Raw genomic sequence first — 15,458 nt, forward strand, 5'->3', positions numbered from 1 at the left:
TCCTTACGCTTTCTCGATGTTGACCAGAAACGCCTTGTACTCCGGCGTTTGCGAGTTGGAATCGCCGACGTTTGGCGTCAGGGTATTGGCGATGTAGCCTTTCTGCGCCACGCCCTCAAAGCCCCAGTGCAGCGGAATGCCCACGGTTTCCACCTGCTGCCCGTGCACGTTCAGACTTTGCAAACGACGGGTCACCACCGCCACCGCGCGAATAAAGCCGCGCTTGCTGCTCACCTTCACGCGGTCGCCGTTGGCAATGCCTTTCGCCTTCGCCAGCGTTTCGCTTATCTCCACAAACTGTTCCGGCTGCGCGATGGCGTTAAGCCGCGCGTGCTTGGTCCAGGTGTGGAAATGTTCGGTCAGGCGGTAGGTCGTCCCGACGTATGGGAATTTGTCCTTTTTGCCCAGGCGCAGCACGTCCTCTTCGTAGATGCGCACCACCGGGCTGGAGATCACGTTCGGGTGCAGCGGGTTAGTCCCCAGCGGCGTTTCCATCGGCTCGTAGTGTTCCGGGAACGGCCCTTCTGCCAGCTTGTTGAGGGCAAACAGGCGTCCCAGCCCTTCCGGCTGCATGATAAACGGCCCGGTGTTACTGCCCGGCGCGGCAGTGTTGTAGTCAGGAATATCGTTCCCCGCCCATTTCGCCCCGTTCCACTGGATCAGCATGCGCTTCGGATCCCACGGCCTGCCGTTTACGTCTGCAGACGCACGGTTGTACAGCACGCGACGGTTCAGCGGCCACGCCCATGCCCAGCCCAGCGTATTGCCCAGCCCGGACGGATCGGCGTTGTCGCGGTTGGCCATCTGGTTGCCCTGCTCCGTCCAGCTGCCGGTGTAGATCCAGCAGGACGACGCCGTCGTGCCGTCGTCGCGCAGCAGCGCGAAGCTGTTCAGCAGCTGGCCTTTCTTCGCCACCAGGTTGCCGTTAGCGTCATAGAGATCCGCCAGCGCCACGCCGTTGTTCTCTTTGGCGACTTCCTCTGACTCAGGATGGTCCGGCTGCTTATAGTCCCAGCCCATCTTCAGCAGCGGCTCAACGCCCTTGCCGCCTTCGGTGCGGTACATTTCGCGCAGGCGATGGTAAATCCCGGCCAGGATTTCACCATCGTTACGCGCTTCGCCTGGCGCATCCTGGCCTTTCCAGTGCCACTGCAGCCAGCGGCCAGAGTTAGCGATAGAGCCATCCTCTTCCGCAAAGCAGGTCGACGGCAGGCGGAACACTTCGGTCTGAATCGACGCCGGATCGACATCGTTTGATTCCCCGTGGTTCTGCCAGAAAGTGGAGGTCTCGGTCACCAGCGGATCGATAACCACCATGTACTTCAGCTTGCTCAGGCTGCGAACGACTTTGTTTTTGTCCGGGAAGGAGGCCACCGGGTTAAAGCCCTGGCAGATATACCCCGTGACGTTGCCCTTATCCATCATATTGAAATACTTGATGACGTCGTAAGCCTGGTCCCACTTCGGCAACCACTCAAAGCCCCAGTCGTTCTCCTTCTGCGCCGCATCGCCGTAGAAGGATTTCATCAAGCTGACGTAGAACTTCGGATAGTTGCTCCAGTAGTTCACCTGATCCGGCAGCGTCGCTTTTGGCGTATTCGCCTCAAGATATGTTTGCAGATCGGCCTGCTTTTCAGACGGCAGCGTCAGGTAGCCCGGCAGGCTGGTCGACAGCAGGCCGAGGTCGGTCAGGCCCTGAATATTGGAGTGACCGCGCAGCGCGTTCACGCCGCCCCCCGCCATGCCCATATTGCCGAGCAGCAGCTGGATCATCGCCATGGTGCGGATGTTCTGCGCGCCGACGGTATGCTGCGTCCAGCCCAGCGCGTACAGGAACGTCGTAGTTCTGTCTGCGGCACTGGTTGAGGCCAGCACTTCACACACCTTCAGGAAGTCCGCTTTCGGCGTGCCGCAGATGTTTTCCACCACGTCCGGCGTATAGCGGGAAACGTGCTGCTTCAGCAGGTTCCACACGCAGCGCGGGTGCGTTAGCGTTTCATCACGCAGCGCATAGCCGTTTTCATCGAACTGATAGTTCCAGGACGTTTTGTCGTACTGGCGTTTATCGGCGTCATAGCCGCTAAACAGCCCGTCATCGAAGGCAAAATCATCCCGCACCAGCAGGTTCGCGTTGGTGTAGTGCTTAACGTATTCCGCATTAATTTTGTTGTTTTCGATCAGGTACAGCAGTACCCCAGACAGGAACGTAATGTCCGTGCCGGAGCGGATTGGCGCATAGATATCGGCCACCGATGCCGTGCGCGTAAAGCGCGGATCGACGACGATAAGCGTCGCATCGTTGTTATTTTTCGCCTCCATCGCCCAGCGGAATCCCACCGGATGGGCTTCTGCGGCGTTACCGCCCATCACCACCACGACGTTAGCGTTTTTGATATCAACCCAGTGGTTGGTCATCGCACCGCGACCAAATGTTGGAGCAAGACTTGCTACCGTTGGTCCGTGTCAGACGCGCGCCTGGTTGTCTACCGCCAGCATGCCGAGAGAGCGCACAAATTTTTGCGTCAGCATGCCGGTTTCATTACTCGCCGCAGACGCGCACAGCATCCCGGTGGAAAGCCAGCGGTTAACCGTTACGCCCTGGGCGTTCTTTTCAATAAAGTTGGCGTCGCGGTCGGCTTTCATTAGTTTGGCAATACGGGAGAAGGCCTCATCCCAGGAGATACGCTGCCATTTATCAGAACCCGGCGCGCGGTATTCCGGGTAGCGCAGGCGATTTTCGCTGTGCACATAGTCAAGCAGCCCCGCCCCTTTCGGGCAAAGCGCTCCGCGGCTCACCGGATGATCCGGATCCCCTTCAATATGGTAAATCGCTTCTCTGGCGTTCTTCGCGCCATCGCCCAGGCTATACATCAAAAGCCCACAACCTACGGAGCAGTATGTGCAGGTGTTACGGATCTCTTTCGCGCGCAGCAGCTTATAGTTGCGTGCCTGAGCCAGCGCCATTTTGGGAGCAAATCCCAGCATGGCTGCCGTTGTTCCGGCCATACCGCCCGCGCAGATTTTAAAAAATTGTCTGCGGCTGACGTCCATTGTTGTCCTCGTTATCTGAAAAGACTTCGCGCCGCAAACTAACAGCAAACCCCCTGTTTTTTTTGCGTCAAATCAAGGTCATCAGCCTTCCCCCCCTTAATAGTCACCCCCGCAATATTTCATTACCCCTTTTTGATTAACGGCTTAAGAGAATAATTCACGACAGCGACAGGCGTAATGCGATACATTTTTCCTTTGATTTTTATTGCAATGGCGAAGTAATGGACAGAAAAAGAGCAACGCTTATTGGGCTGGCGGCAATACTGTTATGGAGCACCATGGTCGGCCTTATTCGCAGCGTGAGTGAGGGACTGGGCCCGGTAGGCGGTGCGGCAATGATCTACACCCTCAGCGGATTACTGTGTCTGGTGACGGTAGGATTTCCTGATATCAGGCGGTTTTCACCCCGCTATCTTATTGCCGGCAGCGTTTTATTTGTCAGCTACGAAATATGCCTGGCGCTGTCGTTGGGCTATGCCGCAACGCGCTCGCAGGCTATTGAAGTGGGCATGGTCAATTATCTTTGGCCAAGCCTGACCATTGTGTTTGCCATTTTGTTCAACGGACAGAAATCAACCCTGTGGGTGATCCCCGGCTTAGCCGTCTCATTGCTGGGCGTCTGCTGGGTATTGGGCGGTGAACAGGGTTTACATCTTGATGAAATAACCCGCAATATCGTGTCCAGCCCGCTGAGCTACGCGCTGGCGTTTGCCGGGGCATTTATCTGGGCCGCCTACTGCACGGTCACCAGCAAATTTGCGAAAGGACAAAACGGCATCACCCTGTTTGTTTTGCTGACCGCGCTGAGTCTGTGGGTGAAATATACCCTGAGCGATCAGCCCGAGATGGTGTTCACGCTTCCGGTGGTGGTGAAACTCATCATGTGCGGTATCGCGCTTGGGTTTGGATACGCCGCATGGAATATTGGCATTCTTCACGGTAACGTCACGGTACTGGCTGCCGTATCGTATTTTACCCCTGTCCTCTCAGCCGCGCTTGCCGCCGCAGTGCTGAATTCCCCCCTCTCATTCTCGTTCTGGCAGGGCGCGCTGATGGTCTGCGCCGGGTCGTTGCTCTGCTGGTACGCAACAAGACAATAATGCTTACTCCAACGGCCGGGGGGATTTCAGCCCGGCAACATAATTAACATAAATTTAAAATGTGATCGCGCCTCAGAATGTTTATCATAATAATAGGGCATTCGTTTAAATACGGTTTATATTTGAGGCCTTCTGTAAGCGACCAATAAGATAATTGACACAAACTGACAACAGAATGAAATTAGTCAATCGTGAATATTAACACCATGGATAGCATTGAGTGCAATAATTCCATCCTGACACACCCTTGAAAATATTCGTAATATACGTCATAACGCTCTCCTAACCCACTATTATTAAACCAAAAATACTAATACCCACCCCCTCAATGCATCGGGAATACCGAAATCTAACCCAATATACTAAAACTCGCAGAAATTATATCGATGGCAATAGTCCCGCAGATAAAATAATTATTAATCGTATAAAATTCGGTCGCTTCGTTTGAATAATGGCCTTTTCACACGATCGAGATCACATTAATTGAAATTATCTCTAATAATTTGAAACTTATTATTGAAATAAGACTACGAGATTTTTAAAAATAGCATGCCATTGACGAGCAGCCTCGTTTAGAAATCGTTCACAGTGGCTCAGGAAATACTGAAAAAAATTATAAGGAATATTTAAGATGAGACTTAAATTAGTTGCAGTGGCAGTCACTTCCATGCTGGCAGCAGGCGTTGTTAACGCTGCCGAAATTTACAACAAAGACGGTAACAAGCTGGATCTGTACGGTAAAGTAACAGGTCTGCACTATTTCTCTGATGACGCTGGCGCAGATGGCGATAAAACCTACATGCGTATCGGCTTCAAGGGCGAAACCCAGGTTAACGATCAGCTGTCCGGCTACGGCCAGTGGGAATACCAGATTCAGGGCAACCAGGAAGAAGGCGACAACAAGTCCTGGACCCGTGTGGCGTTCGCGGGTCTGAAATTCGCTGAGGCGGGCTCTTTTGATTATGGTCGTAACTATGGCGTAATCTACGACGTGACCTCCTGGACCGACGTTCTGCCAGAATTCGGCGGCGATACCTACGGCGCAGACAACTTCCTGCAGCAACGTGCTAACGGCGTTGCGACCTACCGTAACCAGGACTTCTTTGGTCTGGTTGACGGCCTGAACTTTGCTCTGCAGTACCAGGGCAAAAACGGCAGCGTAAGCGGTGAAAACACCAGCGGTCGCAGCCTGCTGAACCAGAACGGTGACGGCTACGGCGCGTCCCTGACTTACGATCTGGGCGAAGGCTTCAGCGTAGGTGGTGCAATGTCCTCTTCCCGTCGTACCGCTGACCAGAATGCTGCTGGCGTATACGGTGAAGGCGACCGCGCTGAAGTGTACAGCGGTGGTGTGAAATACGACGCGAACAACATTTACCTTGCTGCGCAGTACTCTCAGACCTATAACGCAACTCGCTTCGGTACCTCCAACAATAAGCGTACCGACATTTACGGTTTTGCAAACAAGGCGCAAAACTTCGAAGTTGTGGCTCAGTATCAGTTCGACTTTGGCCTGCGCCCATCCATCGCTTACCTGCAGTCTAAAGGTAAAGACATCGAAAACTTCGGCGACCAGGATCTGGTTAAATACATCGATGTTGGCACGACCTACTATTTTAACAAAAACATGTCCACCTACGTGGATTACAAAATCAACCTGCTCGACGACAACCAGTTCACTCGCCAGGCAGGCATCGGTACCGACAACATCGTTGCGCTGGGTCTGACCTACCAGTTCTAAACCTTGTCTGTATAAAAGCCAGCTGAATAAGCTGGCTTTTTTTTATCTGTCTCTTTTACCCTGCTGACGACTCCCCGCTCGCCGCCCGACGCAGCCAGTTTTGCAGCAGCTTACCGTCCTCGGTCATCTCTGAATCTGAACGAACGCAGAGGTGATAGTCGCGCCCGTCATCAATGGGCAAGTCAAATATCTTCACCAGCTCGCCGCTCTCAAGATAAGGTGCGATCAGCGGCTCGCGCATCAACGCGCAGCCCAGCCCGGCCTGCACGCCCGCCAGCGTTAACAGCCCGTCTTCAAACAGAGGGCCGCTGCGCCGAAGAGGGCGTTTTACCCCCTGCAGCAGAAACCACTGCGGCCACGTGGTGCGCTCCTCATCATGCAGCAGCGGCATTTGCAGCAGTTGCTCAGGCGTGTCGATATGGCCATGAATGCGCAGAAACGCGCGGCTGCACACCGGCACCATCTGTCCGGAAATCAGCTTTTCGCTCTGATAGCCCGCCCACTGACCGTTACCAAAACGAATCGACATATCCGAGGCATCGCTCAGATAGTTACGATGGTTGGCATACACAACGTTGATCTCGGTCTGCGGGTTGGCACGTATGAAATCAGGCAGACGCGGGATAAACCACCCCATGCCAAAAAGCGGGATCAGGCTGATGGTGACCTGCCGCGTTTGCGCCTGCCCAGCCAGATGCTCCGTTGCCTGGCGCAGGACGTTAAACGCCGCACGGATCGAGCGGTAATATTCACGTCCGTGTTGGCTCAGCACCAGCCTGCGCCCCTGACGCTCCGTCAGCGGCATTTGTAGATACCCTTCGAGCACCTTGAGCTGATGACTGACCGCCGACGGTGAGATATCCAGCTCCTGCGCGGCCAGCGTGACGCTGCCCAGCCGGGCGATGGCCTCAAAGGCACGGACAGCCCGAAGCGGCGGATCGTTTGCCAGGCGACTGTCTGCATACTCAGACAAACCCGCCGATTGTTCTGTTTTATTCATATGTTGATTTCTTTAGGCTTTTTAGCCGGGGATACCATTGCATTATCTTTATATAAATCATTAAGATAAAGCAATATCGGTTTATCATAAGAAATAATATATGTGTATTTTACAATTTAATTCATTTATCGGATGGTAGCCGCAGAAAGAGCACTTTGCGGGTACAGACCTTGGATACACTCATACAACAACTGATCAACGGTGTGATGCTGGGAAGCATTTACGCGCTGATCGCGCTGGGCTATACCATGGTGTATGGCATTTTGCGCATTATTAACTTTGCTCACGGCGATATTCTGATGGTCGGCGCGCTCACCACGCTTTCCGCCATTAACGCCCTGAACGCCACCTTTCCGCACATGCCGCTGCTGTTGCAGCTTGGCGTTGCCCTGGCGATTGCCATGGCCGTTTGCGCCCTGCTGGCAATGGCCGTGGAGCGCTTTGCCTACCGCCGACTGCGCAACGCCCCGCGCCTGGCACCGCTTATCTCGGGTATCGGCGTCTCGGTCCTGCTGCAAACCGTGGCGATGATTATCTGGACGCGCAACCCGCTGATGTTCCCGCAGATCCTGCCCATGGAGCCGATCGCCGTGACGTCAGGAAGCGAACTGCATCCCCCTGCCATTGTGACCGTCACCGGCATTGTTACCGTGGCGCTGGCGCTTGCGGTAATGACCGGGCTATGGCTGCTGGTGGAATACACCCGCCTGGGCCGCGGCATGCGCGCCGTGGCGGAAAACCCGCGCGTGGCCGCGCTGATGGGGGTTAACCCCAATGCCATTATTACCCTGACATTCGCCATTGGCGGCGTATTTGCCGCGCTTGCAGGCGTCATGATGGCCAGCAACTACGGCAACGCCAGCTTCTCAATGGGCTTTTTGCCCGGGATCAAAGCCTTTACCGCCGCCGTGCTGGGGGGCATTGGTAACATTCGTGGTGCAATGATTGGCGGGATCCTGCTCGGCATTATCGAAGCGCTGGGCGCAGGTTATCTGGGGGAACTGACCCACGGCGTCTTTGGCAGCAACTATCAGGACGTTTTTGCCTTCATGGTCCTGATTCTGGTGCTGGTCTTCCGTCCGGCAGGCCTGCTGGGCGAGCGCGTGGCGCACAGGGCATAAGGAAAACAATGACAACGCTTCAACTACAAAACCCTGCGGCAACACGCAAATTCTGGTCAGGCATGGTCCTGTTCTGCCTCGCGCTGCTGGTTGCTCCCGTGGTGGCCACGCAGCTTGGCGGCAACTACTGGGTGCGTGTGATCGACTTCGCCCTGCTCTACATCATGCTGGCGCTGGGGCTCAATATTGTGGTGGGCTATACCGGCCTGCTTGATATGGGGTTTATCGCCTTTTACGCGGTCGGCGCCTATCTCGCTGCACTGATGGCCTCCCCACACCTGCTGGAGGTGTTTCCTGTCCTCGGCGTCTGGTTCCCGGACGGGCTGCACACGTCATATCTGCTGATTATTCCGCTGGCTGCGCTCGTCGCTGCGGTCTGCGGCATTTTACTGGGTGCTCCCACGCTGAAACTGCGCGGGGACTACCTGGCGATAGTAACCCTCGGCTTTGGCGAAATCATCCGCATCCTGATGCGTAACCTCGACCGTCCGGTGAACATCACCAACGGCGCAAAGGGCATTACCGGGGTGGATACGCTGAATCTATTCGGCCTGAAGTTCAGCGGTGTATACCACTGGTTTGGTTTCAAAGTGCCCGCCCTGTGGCTGTGGTACTACCTGCTGATGCTGGTGATTGTGGCGATTATTTTTGTCTGCCTGCGCCTGCAGCATTCCCGTATTGGTCGCGCCTGGCACGCCATCCGTGAAGATGAGGATGTGGCCCGCGCGATGGGCATCAACGTGCGTAACTATAAGCTGCTGGCCTTTGCGATGGGTGCCTCTTTTGGCGGCGTGGCAGGTGCGCTGTTCGGCGCGTTTCAGGGCTTTGTCTCCCCGGAATCCTTCACGTTACAGGAATCCATTGCCGTGCTGGCGATGGTGGTACTGGGCGGTATGGGACATATTCCGGGCGTGATCCTCGGCGCGATACTGCTTACCGCCCTGCCGGAACTGCTGCGCAGTCAGGCAGCCCCGGTTCAGCAGGCGCTGTTCGGTACGGTACTGATTGACCCGGAAGTGTTGCGTCAGCTGTTCTACGGCCTGGCGCTGGTGCTGGTCATGCTGGTGCGTCCTGCCGGGATCTGGCCGGTACGCCACAAGGAGGTGAATACATGAGTCTGTTAACCGTACGCAACATGTCAAAACGCTTCGGCGGGCTTACCGCCGTGGATGACGTTTCGATCGCCGTGAACAAGGGCGAGATCTACGGCCTGATTGGTCCTAACGGGGCGGGAAAAACCACCTGTTTTAACCTGATCACCGGGCTTTATCCGGCGGACAGCGGTGAATTTTCAATTGCCGACAAGCCCTATTTTCCAAAGCACATTGAGAAGGTCACCGCCGCCGGGATTGCGCGCACCTTCCAGAACGTGCGCCTCTTTAACGACATGTCGGTGCTGGAAAACGTGATGGTGGGTCGTCACGTGCGCACCCGTAACGGCCTGTGGGCCGCGCTGAGTCGCCACAAACGCGCTCGTGCGGAAGAGACGCAGACCCGGGAGCTGGCCTGGCACTGGCTGGAGTACACCGGCATTGCGAAGTTTGCGCACTACCGCGCCTGCGATCTGGCCTATGGCCATCAGCGCCGTCTGGAGATTGCCCGCGCGCTGGCAACGGAACCGCTGCTGCTGGCGCTGGACGAACCCGCCGCCGGGATGAACGCAGCGGAAAAAGTGGCGCTCGGCGAGCTGCTTATCCGATTGCGCGATGACGGCAAAACCCTGCTGATGATTGAACATGACGTCAAGCTGGTAATGGGCATCTGCGATCGCCTGACGGTGCTTGATTACGGTAAAACGCTCACCAGCGGCACGCCGGAGAGCGTGCGTCGCGACCCGGCAGTGATCGCCGCCTGGCTTGGAGGCAACGCCCATGTCTGAATTACTGAAAGTGGAACGTGTGGACGTGCATTACGGCGGTATTCAGGCCGTACGCGATGTCTCTTTTACCCTGCACGAGGGCGAACAGGCTACGCTGATCGGCGCTAACGGCGCGGGGAAAAGCTCCACCGTGCGCGCCATTACCGGGCTGGAAAGTTTTAGCGGCAGTATTGAGTTCAACGGTAAAGCGGTACGTAAGCACAGGTCCGAATCCCTGCTCCGCGACGGGTTAGTCATGGTCCCGGAAGGACGTGGGATCTTCTCCCGAATGACGGTGCTGGAAAACCTGCAGATGGGCGCCTGGCTCAGGCGTGACACTGTCACCGTTAAGCAAGAAATGAATGCCATTTTCGAGCGCTTCCCGCGCCTGGGAGAACGCCAGCATCAGCTAGCCGGCCTGCTTTCCGGCGGAGAACAACAACTGCTGGCCCTTAACCGTGCCCTGCTCAGCCGCCCGCGACTGCTGATCCTCGACGAACCCTCGATGGGCCTTGCGCCGAAGATGGTCGAAAACATTTTTGCCGTCATTGCCGGCCTGCGCGAGCGCGGCGTTGCCCTGCTGCTCATTGAACAAAACGCCCGTCTCGCGCTGGAAGTCACCGACAGCGCGTGGGTGATGGACAGCGGCAGCATTGTTCATCATGGCGAATCGAAAGCGCTGCTCAATGACGACCAGATTGCACAGATTTATTTGGGCGAAATGCCCGTTTAACAACACCAGCCAACATCAGGGAAATACAATGAAAACAGTAAAAATCAGTGCGCTCAGCGCCGCTATCCTCCTCGGCAGTTTTGCCTCGACGGCCGCGTGGGCAGCCGACGGTGAAACCGTGGTTATCGGTCTGGCAGGCCCGCTCACCGGCCCGTCCGCCCGTATCGGTAAAGATCTGGAGAACGGCGCGCAGCTGGCCATTGACGACATTAACAAGCAGCACCCGACCATCGGCGGCAAAGCGGTGACCTTCAAACTGCAATCCGAAGACGATCAGTCCGACCCGCGCACCGCCGTGGCCGTGGCGCAACGTCTGGTGGATAGCGGCGTGGCGGGCGTCGTCGGTCACTGGAACACCGGTACCAGCATTCCTGCCGCACGTATCTATCACGATGCGGGCATCGCACAGGTGGCACCGGTCGCGACCGGTCACGCCTATACCAAACAGGGTTTTGATACTAGCTTCCGCGTGATGGGCCACGACGACGACGGCGGTCAGTTTGCCGGTCAGTACGCGGTCAATACGCTGAAAGCCAAACGTATTGCGGTGATCGACGACCGTACTGCCTTTGGTCAGGGACTGGCGGACCAGTTTATTAAATCGCTTGAAGCGCAGGGCGTGAAGGTTGTCGATCGTCAGTACGTTGATGACAAAACGGTGGATTTCAGCGCCGTGCTGACCGCCATCCGCAGTAAAAACGCCGATCTGATCTTCTTCGGCGGCGTCGACAGCCAGGCCGCACCGCTGGCGCGTCGTATCAAACAGCTGGGCATGAACGCCACCCTGATGGGCGCAGGTGGATTTGTCAGCCAGACGTTCCTGCAGCTCGCGCAGAAAGAAGGCGAAGGCGTTGTCGCCCTCGAACCAGGCCTGCCGGTTGAGCAGATGCCGGGCGGTAAAGCGTTCGAGCAGGCGTACCAGTCACGCTACCACACCCATATCGAACTGCACGCCCCGTTCGCCTATGACGCCACCCGCGTGCTGGTTGCGGCGATGGAAAAAGCAGACTCCGTTGAGCCGTCCGACTATCTGCCCGCCCTGCGCGCCATCAGCTACTCCGGCGTCACCGGACAGATCGCGTTTGATAAAGAAGGTAACCTGAAATCGCCGTCTTTCACCGTTTACAAAGTTGTCGATGGCAAATGGCAGCCGCAGACCGTGCTGGGTGGCGCAAAAGCGAAGTAACGCAGTGAGGGCAATGTGATGAGTGATAATAACGAGCTGGGCATTCTCGCCCGCCGCAAAATTGAAGCAGAAATTATTAAGCCAATTTATGAAATCCTGGTGCGCGAGATAGGGAAAACCCGCGCCCAGGCGGTCATTGGCGAGGCTATCGAGCAGGCCGCGATTGACGCAGGCAAAGCGTTTGCCAGCAAAGAACCCAACGGCGCGGACGTCAAGAGTTTCATCGCCCTGCAGTATCTGTGGGAAAAAGATAACGCTCTGGACGTGAAGGTGATCGACGCCGACGACCAGCAGTACAACTACAACGTGACCCGCTGTCGCTACGCGGAGATGTATCACGAAATGGGGCTGGGCGAGATTGGTCACCTGCTTTCCTGCGCGCGCGATGAAAAATTCATCGTTGGCTATGCGCCGGACGTGAAGCTGACCCGCACGACCACCATCATGCAGGGCGGTTCGTGCTGTGATTTCCGCTACCGCAGCAGTAAGGACAAGACATGATCCGCATCAACGCCGAACGGCTGTGGTCAACGCTTGAGATGATGGCGCAGATTGGCGGCACGCCCGCCGGTGGCGTGACCCGTCTGGCGCTGAGCGAGGAAGATCGTATTGCGCGCAACCTGCTGCGCGACTGGGCGCTGGACGCGGGTTTCACCTGCGACGTCGACAGCATGGGCAATATGTTTATCCGTCGACCGGGGAAAAACCCGCAGCTTGCCCCGGTCATGACGGGTTCACATGTGGATACCCAGCCGCTGGGCGGTAACTACGACGGAGTTTACGGCGTGCTGGCCGGGCTGGAATTGCTGCGAACCCTTAACGATCGTCACGTTGAGACTGAGCGTGACGTTGTGCTGGTGAACTGGACTAACGAAGAAGGCGCGCGCTTTGCGCCAGCCATGCTCTCTTCAGGGGTCTGGACGGGGCAATTTAGCGAAGCGTACGCGCATGCCCGCGCGGATAACGATGGCATCACCGTGGGTGAAGCGCTGGATAACATTGGCTACCGGGGTGAAGCCCCTGCCCGCGCGTTTCCCGTTCACGCCTGCTACGAACTGCACATCGAACAGGGCCCGATTCTGGAAGATGAAGCTATCGATATCGGCTTAGTCCGCGCGGCAATGGGCCAGCGCTGGTTTACCCTGACGCTGGACGGATTCGCCGCGCACGCGGGCACGACGCCGATGCACAGCCGCCGCGACGCGCTCACCGCCTTCGCCGAGCTGGCGCTGAAGGTGGAAGAGATTGGCTATCGGCATGCGCCGGACGGACGCGCGACGATCGGTATGGCAAAGGTTACGCCAAACTCGCGCAACGTCGTGCCGTCTCGCGTGGAATGCAGCGTTGAGTTTCGCCATCCGGTGCAGCAGGCTCTGGAAACCATGGAAGCGGCGCTGCATAAGGTGGCTGAAAGCCTGAGACTGCGCGGCGTCGCTGCTGCCGTTGAACGCATTTTTGACTACGCGCCCATCGCATTTGATGCCGAATGCCTGGCTCGTACGGAGAAGGCCGTGGCGGAACTGGGCTATTCGTCGAAACCGATGGTCTCCGGGGCGGGACACGACACCTGCTATGTCAGCAAAATTGCGCCAGCCAGCATGATCTTTATCCCCTGCGTGAAAGGCATTAGCCATAACGAAGCGGAAAGGATCCTGCCAGAGTGGGCGGAGAAAGGGGCGAATGTGTTATTGCATAGCGTCCTGTCTGCAGCCCTTGAGAGATAGAACGGTGCGAAAGCAGAGGAGCTCTGCTTTCGCCAGAGTCTACACGGCAACGCGTCGACTGATTTCAACAACCCGATCGCTGGGGAGGTGATAATGGTTGATGACGTGCGTGCAGTTGCGCTTCATGAACGCAAATATGTGCCGTTGCCAGGCCGCCATACCTGCCTCACCCTCGCCTGCCACAATGGTTTCATGTCCGACATACCAGGTGGCGTCATCCGTGGCAAAAAGCGCGTTAATCTCGCTGACACCCTGCAACAAACGCGGGATGTCCGGGTGTTCCATAAAACCATACTGCGCCACGCCGTGCCAGTAGCCCGGCGCGCGCGGCTCTACCCTGATACGTTGTTCTTCCCCCACATAGGGCACATTCAGAATATCAATGGTAAGCGACAACACATCTTGCTGTAGCGCCCGATTTCGCGCGACATGCCAGCGCATGACCGGCGGGATATTGTTCTGTGTACGGGTCAAAAAGACGGCGGAGCCCGCCACCCTGGGCACCGTCTTTTGCTGAAGCTGGGCAAAGAACGCATCCACGCTGACGCCCTTCTCGCCCACCGATGCGGATACCGCCTTAACGCCGCGGTGCCAGATCAGCATCACCGTACAAATCGCTGCGGCCATCAGCAACGGAATATAGCCGCCTTCCAGGACCTTAATCAGATTGGCAAACAAGAAGGTGGCATCAATCACCAGGAAGCAGAGGGCAATAAGCGCGCTGCTGACCAGGCTCCAGCGCCACACTTCCCGCATCGCCACAAACAACAGCCCCGTGGTCATCAGCATGGTTAACGACACGGCGATGCCGTACGCAGCGGCGAGCTTATCGGAGGATTTGAAGAACACCACCAGCCCGATGGTCACCACCATCAGCAGCCAGTTTATGATTCCGATATAAATCTGACCGTAGCTTTCTGCCGCCGTCTGTTTGATGCGTAATCGGGGTAACCAGCCAAGCTGAATGGCCTGGCGCGTCATGGAAAAAGCGCCGGTAATAATCGCCTGACTGGCGATGATCGTCGCCAGCGCGGCAAGAACGATGAGCGGAACCTGCAGCACAGGCGGACAGAGCGTGTAGAAAAGGTTTTGCTTGCTGTCGGCACCGGCCAGAATCAGCGCTGACTGGCCAGCATAGTTGAGCAGCAGCGAAGGAAAGACGATACCGTACCAGGCAAGCCAGATCGGCTTTTTACCAAAATGCCCCATGTCTGCATACAGGGCCTCGGCACCCGTCACGCAGAGAAAAACGCCGCCCAGGACCAGGAAACTGGTATACCCGTTCGAAAACAAAAACGCGATGCCGTACGCAGGGTTGAGGGCCAGCAGTACCGAGGGGTGTTGTACGATGCCTCGCACGCCAAGCGCAGCAATCGCCAAAAACCACAGCGCCATGACCGGGCCAAATATTTTCCCTATGCGGGCGGTACCAAAAGGCTGGATAAGAAACAGCGCCAGCAAAACCGCCACCGTCAGGGGTAATATGTACGGCTGGGACTCAGGGATCACCATCTCCAGCCCTTCCAGAGCGGAAAGCACCGAGATTGCCGGGGTTATCGCGCCGTCACCGTAAATGAGCGCTGCGCCAATCAGGGCGGCAAAAATCACCCAGCGCCCGCCTTTGCCTTTCTCCACCAGAAGCGACATCAAGGCCATGATGCCCCCCTCACCATGATTATCAATTCGCATGGCGAAGGCGGCATATTTTATGGATGTCACCAGGATGAGTGTCCAGGTAATCAGCGAGAGCAGGCCCAGTATGACACCGGGCGTAGGGTCATGCTCAGAGAGCGACAGCACCGTGCGGAAGGTATAAAGCGGGCTGGTACCGATATCACCAAAAACGACGCCCAGCGCCCCCCCTGCAAGCAGGGTTATCCGGGAGAGCGGTTGGGACGGTTCACTGCTGTGGCGAGGGCTCATATTTTCCAGCAAGAGTCAGAT

12 protein-coding genes are annotated in these 15,458 nt (G+C 56.7%); 9 read left to right on the top strand and 3 right to left on the bottom strand.

The window, feature by feature from the left end:
• Positions 1 to 3: 3 nt before the first annotated feature.
• The gene (fdnG, locus tag V1566_RS15010; RefSeq protein ID WP_395303832.1) at positions 4 to 3,051 is read right to left on the bottom strand and encodes a formate dehydrogenase-N subunit alpha; all 3,048 of its coding nucleotides are present in this window, start codon (positions 3,049 to 3,051) and stop codon (positions 4 to 6) included.
• A 221-nt stretch (positions 3,052 to 3,272) separates the two neighbouring features.
• Here fdnG and yddG point away from each other — a divergent pair, with 221 nt between their 5' ends.
• Together yddG and V1566_RS15020 are read left to right on the top strand one after the other, a co-directional pair.
• Positions 3,273 to 4,151, top strand: coding sequence for an aromatic amino acid DMT transporter YddG (gene yddG / locus V1566_RS15015; protein ID WP_395303833.1), 879 nt, complete (start codon positions 3,273 to 3,275; stop codon positions 4,149 to 4,151).
• Positions 4,152 to 4,782: 631 nt separating this feature from the next.
• Positions 4,783 to 5,892, top strand: a complete 1,110-nt coding sequence (locus V1566_RS15020) for a porin OmpC (RefSeq protein WP_395303834.1) — start codon at positions 4,783 to 4,785, stop codon at positions 5,890 to 5,892.
• Positions 5,893 to 5,947: 55 nt separating this feature from the next.
• Here V1566_RS15020 and V1566_RS15025 read toward each other — a convergent pair whose 3' ends face one another.
• Complete coding sequence (locus V1566_RS15025) at positions 5,948 to 6,892, bottom strand: LysR substrate-binding domain-containing protein (protein WP_395303835.1); 945 nt, start codon at positions 6,890 to 6,892, stop codon at positions 5,948 to 5,950.
• 170 nt (positions 6,893 to 7,062) lie between these two features.
• Between V1566_RS15025 and V1566_RS15030 the strand changes: the two genes are divergently transcribed.
• The 7 genes from V1566_RS15030 to V1566_RS15060 are packed head-to-tail and all read left to right on the top strand — an operon-like array spanning position 7,063 to position 13,514.
• Complete coding sequence (locus tag V1566_RS15030; protein WP_395303836.1) at positions 7,063 to 8,013, top strand: branched-chain amino acid ABC transporter permease; 951 nt, start codon at positions 7,063 to 7,065, stop codon at positions 8,011 to 8,013.
• Between the two features lie 8 nt (positions 8,014 to 8,021).
• Positions 8,022 to 9,128 carry a branched-chain amino acid ABC transporter permease gene (locus V1566_RS15035; RefSeq protein WP_395303837.1) on the top strand — a complete coding sequence of 369 codons (1,107 nt, stop codon included), beginning with the start codon at positions 8,022 to 8,024 and terminating at the stop codon, positions 9,126 to 9,128.
• Positions 9,125 to 9,892 (top strand): ABC transporter ATP-binding protein, encoded by a 768-nt coding sequence (locus V1566_RS15040; protein ID WP_395303838.1) that lies wholly within the window; start codon positions 9,125 to 9,127, stop codon positions 9,890 to 9,892. Before V1566_RS15035 ends, V1566_RS15040 begins: the two co-directional genes overlap by 4 nt.
• On the top strand, positions 9,885 to 10,604 hold the full coding sequence (locus V1566_RS15045; protein WP_395303839.1) for an ABC transporter ATP-binding protein: 720 nt from the start codon (positions 9,885 to 9,887) through the stop codon (positions 10,602 to 10,604). The genes V1566_RS15040 and V1566_RS15045 overlap by 8 nt, the downstream gene beginning before the upstream one ends.
• Positions 10,605 to 10,632: 28 nt before the next feature.
• Entirely contained in the window at positions 10,633 to 11,790 is a 1,158-nt protein-coding gene (locus tag V1566_RS15050) for a branched-chain amino acid ABC transporter substrate-binding protein (RefSeq protein ID WP_395303840.1), read from the top strand.
• Between the two features lie 18 nt (positions 11,791 to 11,808).
• Positions 11,809 to 12,291 (top strand): L-2-amino-thiazoline-4-carboxylic acid hydrolase, encoded by a 483-nt coding sequence (locus V1566_RS15055; RefSeq protein WP_032656897.1) that lies wholly within the window; start codon positions 11,809 to 11,811, stop codon positions 12,289 to 12,291.
• Entirely contained in the window at positions 12,288 to 13,514 is a 1,227-nt protein-coding gene (locus tag V1566_RS15060) for a Zn-dependent hydrolase (RefSeq protein WP_395303841.1), read from the top strand. Before V1566_RS15055 ends, V1566_RS15060 begins: the two co-directional genes overlap by 4 nt.
• 39 nt (positions 13,515 to 13,553) lie before the next feature.
• On the opposite strand, the gene V1566_RS15065 is transcribed toward V1566_RS15060, so the two are convergent.
• On the bottom strand, positions 13,554 to 15,437 hold the full coding sequence (locus tag V1566_RS15065; RefSeq protein ID WP_395303842.1) for a potassium transporter Kup: 1,884 nt from the start codon (positions 15,435 to 15,437) through the stop codon (positions 13,554 to 13,556).
• Positions 15,438 to 15,458: the final 21 nt, after the last annotated feature.

The organism is Enterobacter sp. ECC-019, from assembly GCF_043974075.1.
Lineage (GTDB): Bacteria > Pseudomonadota > Gammaproteobacteria > Enterobacterales > Enterobacteriaceae > Enterobacter > Enterobacter asburiae_D.

Excerpts from the sequence above, each read along its gene's own strand:
- yddG (WP_395303833.1), top strand. The coding sequence starts at position 3,273 with ATGGACAGAAAAAGAGCAACGCTTATTGGGCTGGCGGCAATACTGTTA.
- V1566_RS15020 (WP_395303834.1), top strand. The coding sequence starts at position 4,783 with ATGAGACTTAAATTAGTTGCAGTGGCAGTCACTTCCATGCTGGCAGCA.
- V1566_RS15025 (WP_395303835.1), bottom strand. The coding sequence starts at position 6,892 with ATGAATAAAACAGAACAATCGGCGGGTTTGTCTGAGTATGCAGACAGT.
- V1566_RS15035 (WP_395303837.1), top strand. The coding sequence starts at position 8,022 with ATGACAACGCTTCAACTACAAAACCCTGCGGCAACACGCAAATTCTGG.
- V1566_RS15040 (WP_395303838.1), top strand. The coding sequence starts at position 9,125 with ATGAGTCTGTTAACCGTACGCAACATGTCAAAACGCTTCGGCGGGCTT.
- V1566_RS15045 (WP_395303839.1), top strand. The coding sequence starts at position 9,885 with ATGTCTGAATTACTGAAAGTGGAACGTGTGGACGTGCATTACGGCGGT.
- V1566_RS15050 (WP_395303840.1), top strand. The coding sequence starts at position 10,633 with ATGAAAACAGTAAAAATCAGTGCGCTCAGCGCCGCTATCCTCCTCGGC.
- V1566_RS15055 (WP_032656897.1), top strand. The coding sequence starts at position 11,809 with ATGAGTGATAATAACGAGCTGGGCATTCTCGCCCGCCGCAAAATTGAA.
- V1566_RS15060 (WP_395303841.1), top strand. The coding sequence starts at position 12,288 with ATGATCCGCATCAACGCCGAACGGCTGTGGTCAACGCTTGAGATGATG.
- V1566_RS15065 (WP_395303842.1), bottom strand. The coding sequence starts at position 15,437 with ATGAGCCCTCGCCACAGCAGTGAACCGTCCCAACCGCTCTCCCGGATA.